Consider the following 20,022-nt stretch of genomic DNA (forward strand, 5'->3'; position numbering starts at 1 on the left):
ATGCCTGCTATGTCCGCACGCCGGAAAAGCGCGACTGCCATTCTTCGCGTTCGTCATCGCTGATCTTGGCAAAAAGCACATCCGGCACCGTGAAGGCATGAGCCGGCGCGAGTATCTCCAGCGCGGCGGGCACGTCATCGGGCCAGCTGTAATCCTCGGTCTGCAGGGCCGCCAGCATCGCAGCCGCCGCATCGGGGATAAATGGGGCTGAAAGCGAAGCGTAGAGGCGGATCAGGTTCAGGGCCAGCCGGATCTGCATCGCGGCCTTCCCGGGGTCTTCCTTGAAGGTGGCCCAGGGGGCGGCGGATTGCAGGTATTCGTTGCCTGCCACCCAGATCGCGCGCAGTTCGGTGGCCGATTTGCGCACCTCCATCGCTTCCATGTGGCCCTCATAGGCGCGGATACGCGCCGTCAACTCGGCAATCAGCGCCTCTTCCTGCGCGCCTGGTGACCCCCCTGCGGGCACTTCCTCGCCGAATTTGGAGCGGCAGAACTTGGTGACGCGGCTGACGAAATTGCCCAGCACATCGGCCAGATCCTTGTTGACGGATGCCTGGAAGTTCTCCCAGGTGAATTCGCTGTCGCTGCTTTCGGGGGCGTGGGACAGAAGCCACCAGCGCCAGTAATCCGAGGGCAGGATATCCAGCGCCTGATCCATGAAGACGCCGCGGCCCTGCGAGGTGCTGAACTGGCCGCCGTCATAGTTCAGGTAGTTGAACGACTTGATGTAATCGACCAGCTTCCACGGCTCCCCGGAACCCAGGATGGTGGCCGGGAAGCTGAGCGTATGGAAAGGCACGTTATCCTTGCCCATGAACTGGGTGTAGGTCACGTCATCCGCGCCCTTGTCGGTGCGCCACCAGCGTTCCCAGTCGGACCCCTTGCCCGCATCCTGCCATTCCTGCGCGCAGGCGATATATTCGATGGGCGCGTCGAACCAGACGTAAAATACCTTGCCCTCCATACCCGGCCAGTCGTCGTCACCGCGTTTGACGGGCACACCCCAGTCCAGATCGCGGGTGATGCCGCGATCCTGCAATCCGTCCCCGTCATTCAGCCATTTCCTGGCGATGGAGGTGGTCAGGATCGGCCAACCGGCCTTGCTGTCGATCCACTGGTTGAGCTTGTCGCGCATCGCGCTTTGGCGCAGGTAGAGGTGTTTGGTCTCGCGCACTTCCAGATCGGTCGAGCCGGAAATGGCGCTGCGCGGCTCGATCAGGTCGGTCGGATCAAGCTGCTTGGTGCAGTTCTCGCACTGATCGCCGCGCGCGCGCTCATAGCCGCAATTCGGGCAGGTGCCTTCGATGTAGCGATCCGGCAGGAACCGGCCATCGGCATTGGAATAGACCTGTTTCTCACTGACTTCGCGAATGAGGCCCGCATCATGCAGGCGGCCCGCGAAATGCTGGGTCAGCGTGTGGTTCTGCGCGCTGGATGAGCGCCCGAAATGATCGAAAGACAGGCGAAAGCCCCGGCCCAGCTTGTCCTGTACTTCCCACATCTCGGCGCAGTATTCCGCGACGGGTTTGCCGGCCTTGGCGGCAGCCAGCTCGGCCGGCGTGCCGTGCTCGTCAGTGGCACAGAGGAACAAGACCTCGTGGCCGCGTCCACGCAGGTAGCGCGCATAGAGATCGGCGGGCAATTGCGAGCCCACCAGATTGCCCAGATGCTTGATCCCGTTGATGTAGGGAATGGCGGAAGTGATGAGATGCCGTGCCATGAATCGCCTGCCTTGAAGTCGCGTTGGCGACCGTTTAGCGCAGCTTGGCGGGTAGTGCTAGCGCCTGTCTCGGAGCCGCTCGGTAAGCCGGCCAAGGGTAAAGCTGGTGCGCGGGCTCCAGATATAGGGCGTGCGCCTGTCGCGAGTCTTGCGGACCGTCATTCGCACGACGCTGAACAGGACCAGCAGCAGGTGGCCGGCCGCGATCATGACAAACAGCGCGGAGGGGCCGAAACCGTCGATCAATTTCGACGCCAGCAAGGGCGCCGCGATGGCGCCAAGCGCGTAGAAGAACATCAGCGCGGCAGAAAGCTCGACCCGCTGGGAATTATCGGCGAAATCGTTGGCGTGAGCGGCCGAGATCGAAAAGATCGGAAAGCTGGTCAGTCCGAAAAAGAAGGCGGCGGCCAGGATCCCTACCGCGCCAAACATATGCGAGGACGCACCGAAGGCGCAGCTGACTACCGCGGCCAGAGACAAGCCGATCAGCACCTGCCGACGGTCGAACCGGTCCGCAAGCCAGCCCACAGGATATTGCGCCAGGGCGCCTCCCAGCACGAATACTGCCAGAAACCAGGCGATCTGATCGACTTCGAGCCCCACCTGCTGGCCATAGACCGGGCCGATCATGCGGAAGGACGCGCTGGAAAGCGCCGCCACCAGGACACCGGCCGCGGCAAGCGGCGAGCATTCGATCAGCAGCATGGGACGCAGCCGGGGGGCGTCGGGTGTCTCGGGTTGGGACGCCGTGGTCAATGTCAGCGGCAGCAGCGAGGCGCAGCAGACAATGGCCAGCAGGTTGTACGAAATGTAAGAGGCGGGTTCCAGCACCGAGATCAGCAGCTGCGCCGCCAGCGATGCGCCCATATCCGCCACCCGGTACGCCCCCATCGCCCGCCCGCGTGTCTTGTTGGTGACCTTGGCATGCAGCCAGGCCTCGATTACCGTGTAGCAGCCCGCAACGCACATCCCCGACGCCACCCGCATCACCGCCCAGGCATAGGCGTCGATCCACATCATGTGCGCCAGTAGCCCGATCGCCCCGGCCGAGGTGAAGGCAGCGAATGCGCGCGAGTGGCCAACGCTGCCCATCAGCCGTGGCGCCCACCAGCAGCCAATGAAGAAACCGAAAAAATGTGCCGAACCCAGCAGGCCGATTTCCGCAGTGCTGAAGTTGAGCGCCAGCCCCGAGATCGCATCCAGCGGGCCGACGCCGCCGGTCGATAGCTGCAACAAGACCACTGACAGAAACAGGGCGGCAAAGGAAATCATCATCCGCATAATGGGCCCAACATCTCATTGCCGCGCGGCAATGCCCACACGTAATCGACATATCCGTGTCGTTTTGCACCCCTAGCGCGTGATGCGCGCGATGACCCTCAGGCTGATCTCGTCCCCGACCAGATCCGGATAACCGCTGGCCCCGAATTCGGACCGCCTGATACTGCCGGTCAGCTCGACCAGCAGGTTGTTGCGATCATCCACGGCAGTCCCTCGCTGACGATAAAGCCGGGCATTGAGGGTCACTGGCCGGGTGACGCCCCGGATCGTCAGTTCGCCGGCGATGGCTGCTCCGCGCAGATCGCCGTTGATACGGGTCGAGCGGAAGTGAATCTCGGGATGCCGGGCGGTGTCCAGAACCCTGCGGCTCTTCATCGCTTCGGTCGCAAATATGAAACCGGCCCGGGCGGCCCGGGCATTCAAGGTGACCAGAATTCGGCTGGATGCCACCGCGTCGAGGTCGATCAGCAGATCGGCGGAAACTACCGGCATATGCCCAGCCTTCCGGACGCCGTCGAAAGTGTAGAAGAACTCTACTGTCGAACGCTCCGCAACCAGCCGATAGCTTTCCGGACTGGCGTTCGCGGTGGAAGATACGAGGCAAATGAGCAGGAGGAGGCGGCGGAACATGACGCTAAGATAGGGCGCAGATGTGCTGCTTCTGCGATATCCGCTTCACGTTTGCGTCACTAGCCAAGGCCGGTGTCGCCGTCGCGCGGGATCACGGGTTGGATTGTCCAGAGGATCGGCGGCGTCTGGCACAGTCAGTTCCGGTGGTAAGGGCTGCCGGAAAGGATTGTCGCTGCGCGGTAAAGTTGCTCCGAGAGCATGACGCGCGCCAGCATGTGGGGCCAGACCATCTGACCGAAAGACAGCTTGAAATCGGCACGTGCCCGCATTGCCGGGTCGATGCCATCCGCGCCACCGATGACAAAGGCCACGTGGCCTTGGCCCTGGTCTCGCCAGCCTGCCAGCCTGGTCGCGAATTCCGGCGAAGACAGAAGCCGGCCCCGCTCATCCAACGCGACGATGAGCGCCCCGTTGGGAATCGCGCGCTCCAGCAAACGCGCCTCGGCCGCCATGCCACCACCCTTGCGGTCATCGACCTCATGCACGGCGGCAGGGCCCAGGCCAAGTGCGCGTCCCGTCCGATCGAAACGGGTAAGATAATCGTCAAGCAATTCGCGCTCTGGCCCGGCGCGCAGCCGGCCTACAGCGCAGATATGAAGGCGCATTCAGGCCTGAGTGACGGCGGCTTCCCCGGCGGGCAGCCACATTTTCTCAAGCTGGTAGAACTCGCGAACCTCGGGGCGGAACACGTGGACGATCACATCGCCCGTGTCGATCAGCACCCAATCACCCGCATCCTTGCCTTCGACCTTGGACAGCACGCCAAGATCATGCTTGAGCCGATCGACCAGTTTCTCGGCAATTGCTGCCACCTGCCGGGTCGAACGGCCCGAACAGATGACCATGTAATCGCCGATTGCCGATTTGCCGCGCAGATCAATTTCCACGACGTCTTCGGCCTTGTCTTCGGTCAGTGAGGAAAGAATGCGCGCAAGTTGCGTTTCGCTGTTTGCGCCTTTTGCAGGGGCCATTACCGGCGCCCCTCTCGCAGCGGCTGGAGCCGCGTCAGCAGTAAAAGACAGGACATTGTCCTCCTCTCTGGCGCACCGCAAAGCCCCGGTGCCGGGCATGTATTCAAGTTAACAATCCATTTATGAAGTTTCAATGAATGGGCGCGCGCGGCGGCTTTTGGCCGCGCAAATGTGCGCCAAAAACATCATGTTGCAATAATTCGTGACGAATTTGTTGCTCAGGTGCTCTCTGCCGTGGCGGCTTTCGCTTCTGCCTGGTCGTCGCTTGTGGCGGGGTCATCGTCGTCCAGCAGGCGCACTTCGCGCTGCGGGAATGGAATCGAGATATCGTTGTCCCTGAACGTGTCCCAGAGCGCCAGGTAGACATTGCCACGGATATTGGTCAGTCCGCCGGTCGGGTCCGAGATCCAGAATCGCAGGATATAGTCGACGCTGCTGTCGCCAAACCCCACGATGTGACAAACCGGTGCCTTGAAGCTCAGTACCCGGTCCACGCTCTTGGCGGCGTCGATCGCCAGTTTGCGCACCTGATGCGGGTCGCAGCCGTAGGAGGTGCCGAAATAGATGTCCAGCCGCACGAAATCGTTGGAATGGGACCAGTTCACAACCTGGCCGGTGATCAGATCCTCGTTCGGGATCAGGTATTCGCGCCCGTCCCGCGTCACCACCGAGACATAGCGCGCGCCAAGCGAATTGATCCAGCCGAAGGTTTCGCCCAGGGAAATGACGTCGCCGGGCTTGATCGATTTGTCCATCAGGATGATGACGCCTGACACCAGGTTGGACACCACTTTTTGCAGGCCGAAGCCGAGGCCGACACCGATGGCACCAGAGAGAACCGCCAGACCGGTCAGGTCCACGCCCACGGTGCGCAAGCCTATGAAGAAGGCGGCACCGTATAGCAGAACCTGAAGGAACTTGACCGCCAACACCTGCATGGATGGCGAGATGTCCTTGTTGGCCCTGATCTGTGCCGTGCTGGTGCGCGACACGAACCTCGCAAGGATGAACAGCGAGGTAATGACCACGATCGCCTGAAGCACGAGCCAGACGGAAAACCGCGATTCACCAACCGTGACGGCGGCGCTTTCCATCAGGTTCTTCGCCGGTTCGGTCAGGTTCAGAATGATGAGCGTGACCCAGATCCAACCGCCATATCGCACCACGGTACGCAGCAACCCGTTGGCGATCAGCCGTGTCAGCAGCGCAATGACCAGCCACGCGGTGGCGAGGCTGGCGATGATCCCCAGGATATAAGATCGGCTGGGCCAGGTGAATTCGCGCATCAGCCAGACGATGGGCCAGATCATCAGCACGAAAAGGATCAGGCGTGTCCGGCGCTGCAGCAGCACGCCAAGGCGCATCCGCCATTTCGGCCAGCCTTCGCGTGATCTCAGCCATTCGCGGACGCGGGGGCCGATCAGGACGGCAATGGCGTAGGCTGCCGCAAAAGTGCCGATCGCAATGGCGATCTGATAGGCATTCCACGGTCGCATGAGATCATTCAGAAAAACCTGCGTATGTCCCCAGAGTGACTGGGCGATTTGCTGAGCGTCCTGTGCGATCTCGACAGTTTCCTGTTCCATTACCTCATCTTCGCACGGGGACGTTTCTTCAACAAGCCCGGCTGGACAGCGCGGCAAACTTGGCCTTTCTTGGGGGTCTGAAACGGAGGAATGAAATGACAACGGCGCTGGTCACACATCCCGCATGTCTGGAACATGTAAATCCGCACGGTCATCCCGAACAGGTTGCCAGGTTGGAGCGCATTCTGGCGGCGCTGGACGGCAAGGCGCTGACCCGTATCAAGGCGCCGCTGGCGGCCGAGGACGATCTGCTGCTGGTGCATCCGCGCGACTATATCGAAACGATCCGCCGCGCGTTGCCGGCCGAAGGGTGGGTACAGCTGGATGGCGATACCTTCATGTCACCGGGTTCGCTCGAGGCGGCACATCGCGCGGCGGGCGGGGCCGTGCGTGCGGTCGATGCGGTGCTGACCGGAGAAGCGGCCAACGCCTTTGTCGCCTGCCGCCCGCCCGGACACCACGCCGAAACCGCGACGGCGATGGGCTTTTGCCTGTTCGGCACCGTGGCGATCGCGGCCAAACATGCGCTGGAACATCACGGGCTGGCACGTGTGGCGATCGTGGATTTCGACGTGCATCACGGCAACGGCACGCAGGACCTGGTCGAAAGCGATGCGCGGATCCTGTTCTGTTCTACCCATCAATCCCCGCTGTTCCCCGGTACCGGCCACGCCCATGAGACCGGCGCGGCGAATAACGTGGTGAATGTCCCGTTGCCCGACGGCACGGGCAGCGCGACCTTCTGCGATGTGATCGACAACGTGGTGTTGCGCGCGGTCGATCAGTTCAAGCCCGAGCTGATCCTTGTCTCGGCAGGTTTTGATGCCCACGCCGCCGATCCATTGGCAGGAATGCGCCTGACCGAAAGCGATTTCGCCTGGGTGACGGAAAGAATATGCGATCTGGCCGATAGCCATTGTCAGGGCCGCGTCGTTGCCAGCCTTGAGGGCGGGTACGATCTGGAGGCGCTGGCCGCGAGCGTGGCGGCGCATGTGGATGTATTGATCGCGCGCGGGGCCTAGCCCGTTACGCGTCGTCGAAGCGCTTGCGCGCGGCGCTTTCCTGCAGCAGCCATTTGGCCACGATCTCGCTTTCACCGGGTGGCTGGCTACCCTGACGGGTCAGCAGGTAATAACCGCTGTTGGTGCGCACGTATTCTTCGTTTAAGGGGCGGATCAGGCTGCCGGACCTGAGATGCTGATCCACCAGATGCCCCCAGCCCAGCGCAATCCCCAGCCCGTCAACCGCCGCCTGAATGGCCAGCGGATAGGTGTTCACGAAAGTCGAATGCCGCACCCGGTCAGGGTCATGCCCCTTATGTGCCAGCCAGGTCTTCCAGTTCAGCCATTCGGTGTGGTTGTTGCTGACTTCGATCAATGCCTGATCCAGCAAATCGCCCGTGTTCGGAATGGTCACGTGGTTCTCCAGGTATCGCGGTGCACAGACCGGAAACACCGTTTCACCAAACAGAAGGCGCGCGTCGAACCCGGGCCAGTTGCCATCGCCGCGCAGGATCGACAGATCGAAATCCTCGGACAGGCATTCCGAGTCCCGATCGCTTGAAACAAGCGAGATCGTGATATTGCGGTTGGCCTGGCGGAACTTGTGAAGGCGTGGCATCAGCCACAAAGACGAGACCGAATTGGTCGCCGACATGCGCACCGTGGCCGGGGTGTTATCGGCCATCATCTCCTGCGAGATGAGCGAGATACTGTTGAGCCCCGGCGTGATTCCGTTCAGCAGTTTGCGCCCCTGTTCCGTCAGCCGAACCGACCGGTGCCCGCGCACGAAAAGCGCGCAGTCGAAATGCTGCTCCAGCAGTTTCATCTTTCGGCTTATGGCGGTTTCGCTGACGTTCAATTCCTTTGCCGTGGCAGCAAAACTTTCCAGTTCTGCGGCGACCTGGAAGGCAACCAGGTAATCCAGACGTGGCAGCGCGGATCGGTTCTTTAGCATCGTTCGGTCCAGGGTGGGTTGAACGGGTAACGGCCAATGAAATCTAGTGCTGATTTACACGTTTGCCAAACTTTTTGTTGGGCAACGCAAAACCTTTTTAGAATCACACCTTCTGAGGAATCGCGCCATAATAAGCGCTCTAAAACCGGGCGTTCGCAATGAACGAACGCCTCATAACGCTAATGGGGAGTTAGTATGAAAACCACAATTCTGATGACGGCATCTGCCCTGGCGCTGGCCACGGCAACCGTATCCTACGCAGCTGACAGCTCGGATCCGATCGTGATCCCGATCCACAACTGGTCCAGCCAGATCGTGATGAGCAACGTCGTGGGCCAGATCCTTGAGCAGAACGGCAACAATGTCGAGTATGTGACCACGGACAGCCAGGCGGTCTATGAATCGATCCGGCTGGGTGACGTGACCCTGGAACTGGAGGTCTGGGAAGGGGCGTTTGGTGCGTCGTTCCGGGCTGCGCTTGAAAAAGGCGGTATCGTCGATGTCGGTGATCACGATGCGGTGACCCGCGAGGACTGGTGGTATCCGATGTGGACCAAGGAAGCCTGCCCGGGCCTGCCGGACTGGAAGGCACTGAACGATTGCGCCAGCGTGTTCGCCACCGCCGAAACCGGTGACAAAGGCCGCTACCTGGATGGTCCGGTGGACTGGCTGAAGCACGGCAAGGAGCGGGTCGAGGCGCTGGACATGGATTTCGTCGTTATCAACGCCGGATCGGCAGCGGCGCTCTGGGCGGAAATCGGTGCGGCCGAGGCCGACAAGAAGCCGGTTGTCGTGTTCAACTGGACGCCGAATTTTGCCGAGGCCGTCTGGCCGGGTGAATTCGTCGAATTTCCGGCCTGGGAAGATGGCTGTGACAAGGATCCGGCCGTCGGTCCGAACCCGGACGCGCTTTATGATTGCGGCAACCCGGCGACCGGATACCTGAAGAAAGCCGCCTGGGAAGGCATGGAAGAGAAATGGCCAAGCGCCTACGCGATCCTGGAGAAGATTTCATTCACCAACCCGCAGATCGCTGAAATGGCCAAGCTGGTCGACGTCGACGAGATGGAACCGGATGAGGCTGCCGAAGTATGGTTGGAGGAAAACCCGGACGTCTGGCAAGACTGGCTGAGCTCCGGCAGCTGAGGCAGACCGCGCCAATTTCCTGCCCGGCGGACAGTGGTCCGGGCAGGATGCAACTCGCACTTGATGACCCGTCCGGCCTAGCTGTTTCGGGCGGGTTTTCTAGCCCAGGCTTTCGCCCGATAGCGTCAGCCTGCGAACTCCGGGAAGGAAGCCCTGATGAACGATGCCACCCCCGTCATTTCCTGCAGGAATGTCTGGAAACTATTCGGGCCTGATCCAAAACAATACCTGGCCAACATGCCGGCTGGCCGGAGTTTCGACGAGATTCGCGCCGATGGCTACATCGCCGGCGTCAAGGATGTCTCGGTCGAGGTGGGCCGCGGCGAGATGCTGGTTATCATGGGGCTCTCGGGTTCGGGCAAATCCACGCTGGTAAGGTGCTTTTCGCGCCTGCATGACATAACCGGCGGCACGATCGAGGTCGATGGCCAGGACATTGGCGAGCTGGACGAAAGCGGCCTGATCGACATGCGGCGCAACAAGATGGGCATGGTGTTCCAGTCCTTCGGCCTGCTGCCGCACCGGACAGTACTGGATAACGTGGCCTTTCCGCTGGAGATGCGCGGACAGGACAAGCACGACCGGCGCGAACGCGCGCTGGAGGTGATCAAGCTGGTCGGTCTTGAAGGCCGCGAGGAATATTTCCCGCGGGAGCTTTCCGGCGGACAGCAGCAACGCGTCGGCATCGCCCGGTCACTGGCGATCGAGCCGGATATCTGGTTCCTGGACGAGCCCTTTTCCGCGCTTGATCCGCTGATCCGCCGCGAGATGCAGGACGAGTTTCTGCGCCTGCAGGAGATGCTGGGCAAGACCATCGTGTTCATCACCCATGATTTCGACGAGGCGCTGCGCCTGGCCGACCGGATTGCCATCATGAAGGACGGCGCGGTGGAACAATGCGACACACCCGACCAGATCGTGCTGAACCCGCAGACACCCTATGTGGAAAAATTCACCGAAGAGATCGAGAAATCTCGTGTGGTGCATGCGCGGGTGCTGGCCAACCCCGTCAACGGCAAGGCCCCCGAGGGTGAGCCGGTGCGCGCCGGTCACACGATCCTGCAGCTGGCGCGCCAACTGGTGAACGACCCGCGCGAGGAACTGCCCGTGGCCAACAGGAATGGCGAGCTGATCGGGGTGATGAACCGGCAGGAGGCGCTGGACGTTCTCCTGGGGAAGGCGTGACATGGCCGATATCGCCGCAAGAATGGATCCGGAAACGAGCGGCCTGAGCAAGACCCGCATCGTACAGCTGATGATTGGCGTGGCGGTCCTGCTGATCCTGGCCCGCCCGGTCCTGCCCGATTTCCTGGTGCGCCTGCCCGAGGCGTGGATACCACCGCTGGCCGATTGGCTGGATTATTTCTTCAACGTCATCGTGATCGAAACCCTGGGGATCAACAAGCTGACCCGCTGGTTTGCCGAGGGACCGCTGGATTTCATGCTGGGGATCACGGCAAACCTGCTGGAGGGCAAGCACCGCTGGCCGTTTGTCGGCCCGTTGCCGTGGTCCTGTATCGCCATCGTTGCTGCCGTGATCGGATATTATCTGGGCGGCTGGAAATTTGCCCTGCTGGGCGGCGGCACCTTTGTCTGGACGGCGATGGTGGGCCAGTGGAAAATCGCCATGCAGACGCTGTCGGTTCTGGCCGTGGCGGCGCCGATGGCATTTGTCATCGGCTTGCTGATGGGGATCGCCGCGTGGAAATGGAACTGGTTCGACCGGGCGGTCAAACCGTTTCTTGCCATATTGCAGACCATCCCCTTCTTCACCTACCTGCTGCCGGCCGTGATCTTCTTCAAGGTCGGCCCGACAGCGGGCGCCATCGCCACCACCATCTATGCCATTCCGCCGATGGTGCTGATGACGGCGCTGGGCCTCAAGAAGGTTTCGCCCGAGATCGTCGAGGCGGGCAAGATGTCGGGCTCGACCCGCTGGCAGATGCTGACCAAGGTCTACATTCCCTCGGCCCGTACCGAGATACTGGTAGGTGTGAACCAGGTCATCATGCTGTGCCTGGCGATGGTGGTTCTGACCGCCTTCATCGGGATGCCGGGGCTGGGCGGCAAGCTGTTGGCGATGATGAACAGCTTCAAGCTGGGCCGGTCCTTCGAAATCGGCGTGACCATCGTGCTGGTCGCGGTCATGCTGGACCGGTTTTCCAAGGCCTGGGTGGTCAAGCTGCCCGAGCATTTCGAGCGGGGCACACCCTGGTACATCCGACACAAATTCGTGGTCGCCGCCGTTGCCGGTTTCGTCGCCTTTCTGCTGGTTTCGCAGGTCATCGGCATCCTCAACGAGGTCGGACGCCGCCAGTCCCTGTCGATGGGCAAGGAAATCGACGCCGTGATCAAGGGGTTCCTGAATATCGACGCGGTTCAGGCGGTCACGGAATGGCTGCGCTATTATCTCAATGTCTGGGTGCTGATCCCGTTCCGCAATGCGCTGCTGTATATCCCGACATCCGCCTTCATCCTGATCGTCGTGGCCTTTGCCTATTGGCTGGGCGGCAAGCGACCGGCCATCTTTGCCGCGATATTCTTCACCATCGTTGCCTTCAGCGGTTGGTGGGACCGGTCGGTTATCACGCTCTATTCGGTGATTGCCGCGGTGATCCTGTCGATGTTCATCGGCATCCCGCTGGGTATCTTTGCCTCGCGCAGCCAGAAATGGGCCACCCGCATCCTGTTGCTCTGCGACACGGCGCAGACCTTCCCAAGCTTCATCTACCTGCTGCCGGCGATCATGCTGTTTGGCGTGTCCGATGTGACGGTGGTGCTGTCGATCGTGATCTTCACGACCGTGCCGCTCACGCGGTACACGATCGAAGGGCTGCGCACCGTGCCGCCTGAAATGACCGAGGCGGCCGACATGTCGGGCGCCACACGCCGGCAGAAATTGCTGAGCGTGCAACTGCCCCTGGCCCTGCCCACCATGGCGGTGGGCTTCAATCAGGCGATCATGTTCGCCTTCTTCATGGTCATCATCGCGGCCTTCATCGGGACGCAGGATCTGGGTCAGGAACTGCAGCGGACGCTGGCGGGCACCGATCTGGGCAAGAACTTCGTGCTGGGCATGAATGTGTCGCTGATGGCGCTGACCTTCGACCTGACGATCATGAGCTGGGCACAGAAACGCAAGGAGGCCCTGGGGCTGGGATGATGACAGGCTTGGTTGAACACCGAACGATTGCAGCGTTCGACAGGGACGAGTTCGAACCGATGATGCTGGACGGCAAACCGCTGGCCAAATCCTGGTGGCACAATATCTCGTATGACGAGGCCACGGGGCAGGGCAGCTACCTGATGATAATGGGTCCGGGCGCCAAATCGAACCCGCACCGGCACAATGGCCCGGAAGAGTTCTATATCGTCGAGGGCGACCTGGTGGATTGCGACGGGACAACCTACCGCGCGGGCGATTTCATATCGCTTGCCGGCGGGTCGGCGCACGAGAGCCATTCACCCTCGGGCTGCAAGATCGTCGTCACCCATCGCGGCGTGGTCGACAATATCTCCAATTCCGAACTGGAGGCGAAGGCATGAACGTCAGCACCAAGATCAACCCTGTTATCGAAACGCCTTACGAACGCGCCGGTGTCCTGACGCCCGGTTTGCCGATCCTGCCGCACGGCACGGAACGGCACCCTGTCCCTGGGGGCGGTTCTCGTGCCGTGCCGGTCTACAAGGGTGACGAGATTTCGGTGGTGGACCGCGACGGGCTGCAGCCCGGAGAGCTGGTATTTTTCACGCCAGACGGCAGCTCCGATGCGGGAATGCTGGGGGCGTCGCCGACGGGGCGGCCCGATGGCGTCATCTCTGTGCTGGCCAACGGATCGGATTCCGGTGCGCGGGTGGCGCGGGCGCTGAAAGAGGCGGGTTTCGACCTGGGCCGCGCGGAGGCCATCAGGATCTTCGATGAGGGTTCGAACCCGGGCGACAGGGTCACCTATTTCGCCGGGTGCGACGGGTTGCTGATCGTGGCTGCCCCGGGCGGGCCCATGCACCCGGGCGAACAGAACCCGCCCAGCGATCTGATCCTCTATATCCGGCGGGCAAATCCGGGCCTGCCCAAGGGCGCATATGCCCTGCCAGATCCGCTGGCCGATCCGCTGATCGATCTCAACATCCAGCCGGGACAGGCCAGGAGCTATGAGGTCAAGAAAGGCGAATACATCCAGATACTGGATATTCAGGGCCGCGAATGCTCGGATTTTCAGGCGTTTTCGCGGCGAGCGCTGGACAAGGGGCTGGAACGCGAGATCGACCCCACCACCACCCGCGCGCTGATGGGCAACATGTATCCAACGCCGGGCATCTTCTCGAAATACTGGAGCGTGGATCACGAACCGCTGGTCGAGATCGTGCAGGATACCTGCGGACGGCATGACATGTTCGGCCTGGCCTGCACGGCGCGGTATTACGAGGATCTGGGTTATCCGGGTCACGTGAACTGTTCCGACAACATGAACAAGGATCTGGCGCAATACGGCATCCGTCCGCGCGGGGGCTGGCCCGCGATCAACTTTTTCTTCAACACGATGCTGGACGACACCAACGCGCTGGGCATGGACGAGCCGTGGTCGCGGCCGGGCGATTACGTGCTGGTGCGTGCGCTGACCGACCTGGTTTGTGTTTCATCGGCCTGCCCGTGCGATGTCGACCCGGCAAATGGATGGCAGCCCACGGATATTCAGGTGCGCACCTATGGCGCGACAGAGGAATTCAGCCGGTCGGTCGGCTACAGGAAATCAGCGGAGGCGGATTTGGAACAGACTAAGCAGACGGGCTTTCACGAGTGCTTTGCGCGGCACACCCGGGATTTCGTGGAATACGCGGGCTATTGGCTGCCCAACCAGATGTCAAATCACGGTGCGATTGCCGAATACTGGGCCTGCCGCGAGAAAGCGGCGATCATGGATCTGTCTCCCCTGCGCAAATACGAGGTGACCGGACCGGATGCCGAGAAACTGATGCAGCATTGCGTGACCCGGAACATGAAGAAGCTCGCCGTCGGGCAGCTGGTCTATACCGCCATGTGTTACGAGCATGGCGGCATGATCGACGATGGCACTGTCTTTCGGCTGGGGGAAACGAATTTCCGCTGGATCGGCGGCAATGACGATTCCGGCCTGTGGCTGAAAGAACAGGCGCAGAAACTGGGCCTGAACGTCTGGGTGCGGTCATCCACCGACCAGTTGCACAACATCGCCGTGCAGGGCCCGCTGTCGCGCGACATACTGAAACAGGTCTTCTGGACCGCGCCGACCAACCCCACGGTCGAAGAACTTGGCATGTTCCGCTTCACCGTGGCCCGTCTGGGTGATGTAAGCGGCACCGCCGTGGTGCTGGGCCGCGCGGGATATTCCGGCGAACTGGGCTATGAGGTGTTCTGCCATCCGAAAGATGCGGTCGAGGTATTCGACGCGATCTGGAAAGTGGGCGAGCCGATGGGGCTGACGCCGTTTGGTCTGGCGGCGCTCGACATGGTTCGCATCGAGGCCGGGCTGATCTTTGCCGGGTCCGAGTTCGATGATCAGACCGACCCGTGGGAGGCCGGCATCGGGTTCACCGTTCCGCTCAAGTCCAAGAATGATGATTTCATCGGCCGCGCCGCGCTGGAAGAGCGCAAGACGCATCCGCAACGCAAGCTGGTCGGGCTTGAGCTGGACGGCGGCGTTGTTGCCTCTCCCGGCGATTGCGTGCGCATCGGCAAAGCGCAGGTCGGTGAGGTGACGAGCGCGATGAAATCGCCGATCCTGGGCAGGAACATCGCCCTGGCGCGCGTGTCGGTCGGCCATGCAGAGCTGGGGACCGAGCTTGAGGTCGGTCAACTGGACGGGTTGCAGAAGCGGCTGAAAGCGCGCGTCGTGCGTTACCCCCATTTCGATCCGACCAAGGAGCGCGTCAAAGGCAATTACGACAAGCCGCTGGTTCCCGCGGAATAAGGCCGGTTGTCAATCCGGGGTAGCCGTGCCACCCATGGCGAAACCGGCCCCCTGAAGGAACCTACCGATGCGCGCAGGCCTGACCGTTCTTTGCCTGGCCTATGTGCTCAGCCAGTTTTTTCGCGCCTTCCTGGCGGTGCTTAGCGGCGTTCTGGCGCAGGATATCGGGACGACGCCGGATGATCTGGCCTTTGCCTCGGGGCTTTGGTTTCTGTCCTTTGCGGTGATGCAGTTGCCGGTTGGCTGGGCGCTGGACCGGATCGGCCCAAGGCGCACCGCATCGGTGTTGCTGTTGCTTGGTGGCGCCGGTGGTGCAGCAGTTTTCGCACTTGCCGGAAGTGCCTTGCAAATCAACATCGCGATGCTGTTGATCGGCGTGGGATGTTCGCCGGTGCTGATGGCGTCCTACTATATCTTCGCGCGACAGTTTCCGGCGGCGCAGTTCGCCACGCTGGCCGCGCTGATGCTGGGGGTCGGGTCGGTTGGCAATCTGGTTGCGTCCTACCCGATGGCATGGGCTGCGGAAACCCTGGGCTGGCGCGCGTCGCTCTGGGCGCTGGCCATCCTGTCGGCGGCGGTGGCCCTTGGTATCGGAATGCTGGTCCGGGATCCCGAATCGGTTGAGGGCGATGTGCGCGGCTCGGTCCTTGACCTGCTGAAAATGCCAGCGCTCTGGGCGATGTTCCCGCTGATGTTCGTCAATTACGCGCCCGCCGCGGCGGTGCGCGGGTTGTGGATCGGCCCCTATCTCTCGGACGTTTTCGGGCTGAGTACCGGACAGGTCGGACAGGCAACGCTGGTGATGGGCATCGCGATGATCTGCGGCACGCTGTGCTATGGGCCACTGGACCGGATTTTCGGCACCCACAAATGGGTGATCTTCACCGGTAACATGCTTTGTGCCGTCACCACGTTACTGCTGGCCCTGCTGTTGGGCGCAAATGTCTACCTGTCCATTGCGCTTTGTGCGGCGCTCGGTTTCTTCGGCGGTTCATTCCCGGTCATCATCGCACATGCCCGCAGCTTCACGCCGCCGCATCTGGCGGGGCGCGGTGTGACGCTGATGAATCTGTTTGGCATCGGCGGGGTCGGGCTGATGCAGTTCGCTTCCGGGTCGCTGCACAGGGCCGCCTCGGCCGATGGCGGCCAGGCCGGATATGTGGCGCTGTTCCTGCTCTTCGGCCTGTCGCTGCTGGCGGGTACGCTGATTTACCTCTTCAGCCGTGATCGCGCCAACTGACTTACCCCCCTTTCCCCCGGCACGCTTAGGGTTTAAGAGGCCGCAGCCAACCCTCTAACTCTGGAGAATATCAAAATGGGGTACAAGGTCGTCGTCGTGGGCGCCACGGGCAATGTGGGCCGCGAAATGCTGAACATTCTGGCCGAGCGCCAGTTCCCGGTGGATGAGATCACCGCGCTGGCCAGCCGAAAATCGCTGGGCACCGAGGTCAGCTTTGGCGACAAGACACTCACGACCAAGGATCTGGACGTATTCGATTTTGCCGGCTGGGACGTTGCGCTGTTTGCCGTGGGGTCCGAGGCAACCAAGATTTATGCGCCCAAGGCCGCCGCCGCGGGATGCGTGGTGATCGACAACTCGTCGCTTTACCGGTACGACCCGGATGTGCCGCTGGTCGTGCCCGAGGTGAACCCCGACGCGGTCGAGGGTTACGCGAAAAAGAACATCATCGCCAACCCCAACTGCTCGACCGCGCAGATGGTCGTGGCGCTCAAGCCGCTGCATGATCGTGCGAAAATCAAACGGGTCGTGGTCAGCACCTACCAGTCGGTCTCTGGCAGCGGCAAGGACGCGATTGACGAGCTGTGGAACCAGACCAAGGGCGTTTACGTCCCCGGTCAGGAGGTCGAACCCAAGGTCTATCCGAAACAGATCGCGTTCAACGTGATCCCGCATATCGACGTGTTTCTGGAAGACGGTCAGACCAAGGAAGAATGGAAGATGGTCGCCGAAACCAAGAAGATCGTCGACCCGTCGATCAAGGTTACGGCCACCTGCGTACGGGTGCCGGTCTTCGTCGGCCATTCCGAGGCGGTGAACATCGAGTTCGAGGAATTCCTGGACGAAGACGAGGCCCGCGATATCCTGCGCGAGGCGCCCGGCGTGATGGTGATCGACAAGCGCGAGAACGGCGGCTACGTGACGCCGGTCGAATGCGTCGGCGATTACGCCACCTTTATCAGCCGCATCCGTCAGGACGCCACGATCGAAAACGGTCTGAACCTGTGGTGTGTCAGTGACAACCTGCGCAAGGGTGCCGCCCTGAACGCGGTGCAGATCGCTGAAACGCTGGGCGCGCGGGTGCTCAAGAAAGGCTGACTTGCCGAGACCCGGGTGACTGCAACAAAAGACTGTGCGGCCGCGAAATATTTCGGGCCGCACGACACTGGTTACAACACTAAGGGTCTGATCTGTTTTTGGTTCAGTAGGATGCAGAACCGTAGGAATTGGAAGACGTGCTTTGGTACTGCCCGTCATATTTGCAGGCGGTCAGCGCCAGCAGGCCGAACAAGAGTGCGAAGATACGTGTCATGGCTGTTCCTCCCGATTTAACCGCGTGCGGCATCCCAGACGCCACCGACGCCGTGGCCGGTGATGTCACCTTTTGCCGAGTCGCCAGCCCAGAAGTAGAGCGGCTGGCCATTCAGCGTCCATTGACGGACCCCGTCCTTGCGCTCGATGATCCCGAGAGCGCCGTTGGCGCTCGCTGACGCCGGGGCGGCGAAGGGCGGCCAGGCCTGTGCGCAATCGTCGTAGCAGTTCGATTTGTTCCGCGCGTCCTTGCGGAAGGTATACAGCGTCATCCCGGTTTTTGCCGAAGCCAGTACTTTGCCGATTTCGGAGTTCACCGATTCCAGCGGCTGCGCTGAAACGGCTGTTCCGAGCACGGCGATAAGGGCGCTTGTCGCGATAAGTTTGCAATTCATCTGGTCAACTGTCCTTTTCAAGTTTCAGTCAATAAAGTGGAGTTCAACGCTCTCACTGCTGATCTCTACGCATCGGCCGCGCTGCTTATTCACGGGTTTCGGAAAAAAAGTGGAATTTTTTCGCCTGCCCGTGCGTATGCTCTTTGCAACAAGGGTAAAGGAGCGCGCAATGACTGCGGTTTTGTCAGGCGCTTTGAACTGGCAATCACGTTGCCATCTTGCGCCTGCCATCATGCTGAGCGACGATGCGGCACGCGCGAGAGGCGCAGATTTGACAGAGGGCCACGTATTGACCGATCTCAAGCGCGAACTGATCGTTCTTCTGCCAAGGCTCAGACGGTTTGCGCGGTCTTTGACCCGCTTGGTGCCCGAGGCCGATGATCTTGTTCAGGAGGCCTGTCTGCGAGCGCTTAGCCGTGCGCACCAATGGGATCCGACGCAACCGCTCGACCGGTGGATGTTCCGGATCACCCGAAACCTTTGGATCAGCGAAATGCGCAAGCGAACGGTTCGCCTGGGCCAGGGGCACGTCGCGGCGGACGAAAGCCACGAGCTGGTCACGCATGAGACCGGTGAGACGGCGACGGCCGTAACCGAGCTTCACAAGAAGATCGACAGTCTGCCGGAAGAGCTGTCCACCGTTCTGCTCATCGTATCGGTTGAAGGCTACAGCTATGCCGAGGCCGCCGAGTTGCTGGATATTCCGATCGGCACTGTCATGAGTCGCATACACCGAGCGCGGAAAACGCTGGCCGCGCAGATTGCCGAACCCACAGGAGCGGGCACGTGACCGACCACACAGAAAAACTGAGTGCATTCCTGGACGGCGAACTGCCGGAGGCCGAAGCACAAGAAATCGAAAAAGCGCTTGCCGATGATCCGGCGCTTCGGGCAGAGCTTGAGACGCTGATGGCGGTCGATACCGCGGCCCAGAAAGAATTTGCCTCTGTTCTCGACGAACCGGTGCCGCTGGAGCTGGCGGATGCCATTCGAAACGCCCCGTCCGGGCAGCCTGCCGCGAACGAGGCCGGCGCACCGTCCATGTTTAGCAGGCTGGGCGCCATTGCCGCGGTGATTGCATTGGCGATTGGCGGTGGTGCGGGGTACCTGGCCGGTCTTTCGCAGGGTCAGCAGGTTGCAGCGGCTCCCGGCTGGCTGGAAGATATCGCCGATTATCACCGCGTCTATGCAAGCCAGGGCCGGCATCTAGTCGAAGTGCCCGCAGCCGAGGCAGACCATATCCGGACCTGGCTGACAAAATCGGTCGGGGCCGAGGTTCGCATCCCTGACCTGACCGCGCATGGCCTGACCTTTCAGGGCGCGCGGTTGCTGGTCGCCGCCGGCAAGCCGGTTTCGCAGCTCATGTACACTGATTCCGAGAACCGCGTCGTTGCCCTGTGCCTGATCCGGTCGGACACACCGCGCGACGGGTTTCAGGAACAGAATGCCGGCGCGTTTGACATGGTGACCTGGGGCGCGCGGAACGCGAACCTTGTCATCGTTGGCGACAAAGACCGAGATGATCTGACCCTGATTGCCCGCTCCGCCGCCGATCAGGCGTAGGCAGAGCATCGTACCCCCGGGATGGTGCTGCGCAGCCAGCGGTTCCTGCGCGCATCAAACGTTCTTCGTACCTTTTGCCGCAACCGGTACGAGGCTCTCGGCGTCGTGTTTCGGCGACGTTGCGCTGCGCGCCGGCGTTCAGCAACGCGATCCCGAATGGAACGACCGCAGAACAGGGGCTGAAATGCGCGCATCTGGCCTGATGTTCCGGATAAGCCCTTGTATTCCGACGTGCCAGACCCCCACTTTACAAGCATCTCAGTGACCCTAAGGAG

18 protein-coding genes are annotated in these 20,022 nt (G+C 61.5%); 10 read left to right on the plus strand and 8 right to left on the minus strand.

Features of this window, described 5'->3' with window-relative positions; translation table 11 throughout:
- Positions 1-7: 7 nt before the first annotated feature.
- From metG to AAFO92_RS02320, 6 genes are all read right to left on the minus strand, one after another.
- Complete coding sequence (gene metG / locus AAFO92_RS02295) at positions 8-1,720, minus strand: methionine--tRNA ligase (RefSeq protein WP_347532975.1); 1,713 nt, start codon at positions 1,718-1,720, stop codon at positions 8-10.
- A 57-nt stretch (positions 1,721-1,777) separates the two neighbouring features.
- Entirely contained in the window at positions 1,778-3,001 is a 1,224-nt protein-coding gene (locus AAFO92_RS02300) for an MFS transporter (protein ID WP_347532977.1), read from the minus strand.
- A gap of 72 nt (positions 3,002-3,073) precedes the next feature.
- Positions 3,074-3,631, minus strand: a complete 558-nt coding sequence (locus tag AAFO92_RS02305; RefSeq protein WP_347532978.1) for a YceI family protein — start codon at positions 3,629-3,631, stop codon at positions 3,074-3,076.
- Positions 3,632-3,765: 134 nt separating this feature from the next.
- Positions 3,766-4,236, minus strand: a complete 471-nt coding sequence (gene rlmH / locus AAFO92_RS02310; RefSeq protein WP_347532980.1) for a 23S rRNA (pseudouridine(1915)-N(3))-methyltransferase RlmH — start codon at positions 4,234-4,236, stop codon at positions 3,766-3,768.
- Positions 4,237-4,602, minus strand: coding sequence for a ribosome silencing factor (rsfS, locus tag AAFO92_RS02315; RefSeq protein WP_347532982.1), 366 nt, complete (start codon positions 4,600-4,602; stop codon positions 4,237-4,239).
- Positions 4,603-4,820: 218 nt separating this feature from the next.
- A complete protein-coding gene (locus AAFO92_RS02320) occupies positions 4,821-6,188 on the minus strand; it encodes a mechanosensitive ion channel domain-containing protein (RefSeq protein WP_347532984.1) in 1,368 nt (455 codons plus the stop codon).
- Positions 6,189-6,283: 95 nt separating this feature from the next.
- Here AAFO92_RS02320 and AAFO92_RS02325 point away from each other — a divergent pair, with 95 nt between their 5' ends.
- Positions 6,284-7,210 (plus strand): histone deacetylase family protein, encoded by a 927-nt coding sequence (locus AAFO92_RS02325; RefSeq protein WP_347532986.1) that lies wholly within the window; start codon positions 6,284-6,286, stop codon positions 7,208-7,210.
- A gap of 4 nt (positions 7,211-7,214) precedes the next feature.
- Here the strand turns inward: AAFO92_RS02325 and AAFO92_RS02330 are convergent, their stop codons facing one another.
- Complete coding sequence (locus AAFO92_RS02330) at positions 7,215-8,144, minus strand: LysR substrate-binding domain-containing protein (RefSeq protein WP_347532988.1); 930 nt, start codon at positions 8,142-8,144, stop codon at positions 7,215-7,217.
- A gap of 195 nt (positions 8,145-8,339) precedes the next feature.
- On the opposite strand from AAFO92_RS02330, the gene AAFO92_RS02335 reads away from it, so the two are divergent.
- The 7 genes from AAFO92_RS02335 (at position 8,340) to AAFO92_RS02365 (ending at position 17,576) form a co-directional block, all read left to right on the plus strand.
- Complete coding sequence (locus AAFO92_RS02335; RefSeq protein WP_347532990.1) at positions 8,340-9,290, plus strand: ABC transporter substrate-binding protein; 951 nt, start codon at positions 8,340-8,342, stop codon at positions 9,288-9,290.
- Between the two features lie 156 nt (positions 9,291-9,446).
- Complete coding sequence (locus AAFO92_RS02340) at positions 9,447-10,475, plus strand: betaine/proline/choline family ABC transporter ATP-binding protein (RefSeq protein WP_347532992.1); 1,029 nt, start codon at positions 9,447-9,449, stop codon at positions 10,473-10,475.
- Position 10,476: 1 nt separating this feature from the next.
- Positions 10,477-12,453, plus strand: a complete 1,977-nt coding sequence (locus AAFO92_RS02345; RefSeq protein WP_347532993.1) for an ABC transporter permease subunit — start codon at positions 10,477-10,479, stop codon at positions 12,451-12,453.
- The gene (locus AAFO92_RS02350; protein ID WP_347532995.1) at positions 12,450-12,836 is read left to right on the plus strand and encodes a cupin domain-containing protein; all 387 of its coding nucleotides are present in this window, start codon (positions 12,450-12,452) and stop codon (positions 12,834-12,836) included. Before AAFO92_RS02345 ends, AAFO92_RS02350 begins: the two co-directional genes overlap by 4 nt.
- On the plus strand, positions 12,833-15,238 hold the full coding sequence (locus AAFO92_RS02355; RefSeq protein ID WP_347532997.1) for a DUF1989 domain-containing protein: 2,406 nt from the start codon (positions 12,833-12,835) through the stop codon (positions 15,236-15,238). Before AAFO92_RS02350 ends, AAFO92_RS02355 begins: the two co-directional genes overlap by 4 nt.
- 67 nt (positions 15,239-15,305) lie before the next feature.
- A complete protein-coding gene (locus tag AAFO92_RS02360) occupies positions 15,306-16,478 on the plus strand; it encodes an MFS transporter (protein WP_347532999.1) in 1,173 nt (390 codons plus the stop codon).
- A gap of 75 nt (positions 16,479-16,553) precedes the next feature.
- Positions 16,554-17,576: an aspartate-semialdehyde dehydrogenase gene (locus tag AAFO92_RS02365; RefSeq protein WP_347533000.1), complete on the plus strand. Its 1,023-nt coding sequence runs from the start codon at positions 16,554-16,556 to the stop codon at positions 17,574-17,576.
- A 230-nt stretch (positions 17,577-17,806) separates the two neighbouring features.
- Here the strand turns inward: AAFO92_RS02365 and AAFO92_RS02370 are convergent, their stop codons facing one another.
- Positions 17,807-18,184: a hypothetical protein gene (locus AAFO92_RS02370; protein ID WP_347533002.1), complete on the minus strand. Its 378-nt coding sequence runs from the start codon at positions 18,182-18,184 to the stop codon at positions 17,807-17,809.
- Between the two features lie 169 nt (positions 18,185-18,353).
- Here AAFO92_RS02370 and AAFO92_RS02375 point away from each other — a divergent pair, with 169 nt between their 5' ends.
- Positions 18,354-18,974: an RNA polymerase sigma factor gene (locus tag AAFO92_RS02375; RefSeq protein WP_347533004.1), complete on the plus strand. Its 621-nt coding sequence runs from the start codon at positions 18,354-18,356 to the stop codon at positions 18,972-18,974.
- Positions 18,971-19,747 (plus strand): anti-sigma factor, encoded by a 777-nt coding sequence (locus AAFO92_RS02380; protein WP_347533006.1) that lies wholly within the window; start codon positions 18,971-18,973, stop codon positions 19,745-19,747. Before AAFO92_RS02375 ends, AAFO92_RS02380 begins: the two co-directional genes overlap by 4 nt.
- Positions 19,748-20,022: the final 275 nt, after the last annotated feature.

Origin of the sequence: Roseovarius sp. CAU 1744 (genome assembly GCF_039839345.1) — a bacterium.
Taxonomy (GTDB): Bacteria; Pseudomonadota; Alphaproteobacteria; order Rhodobacterales; family Rhodobacteraceae; genus Roseovarius.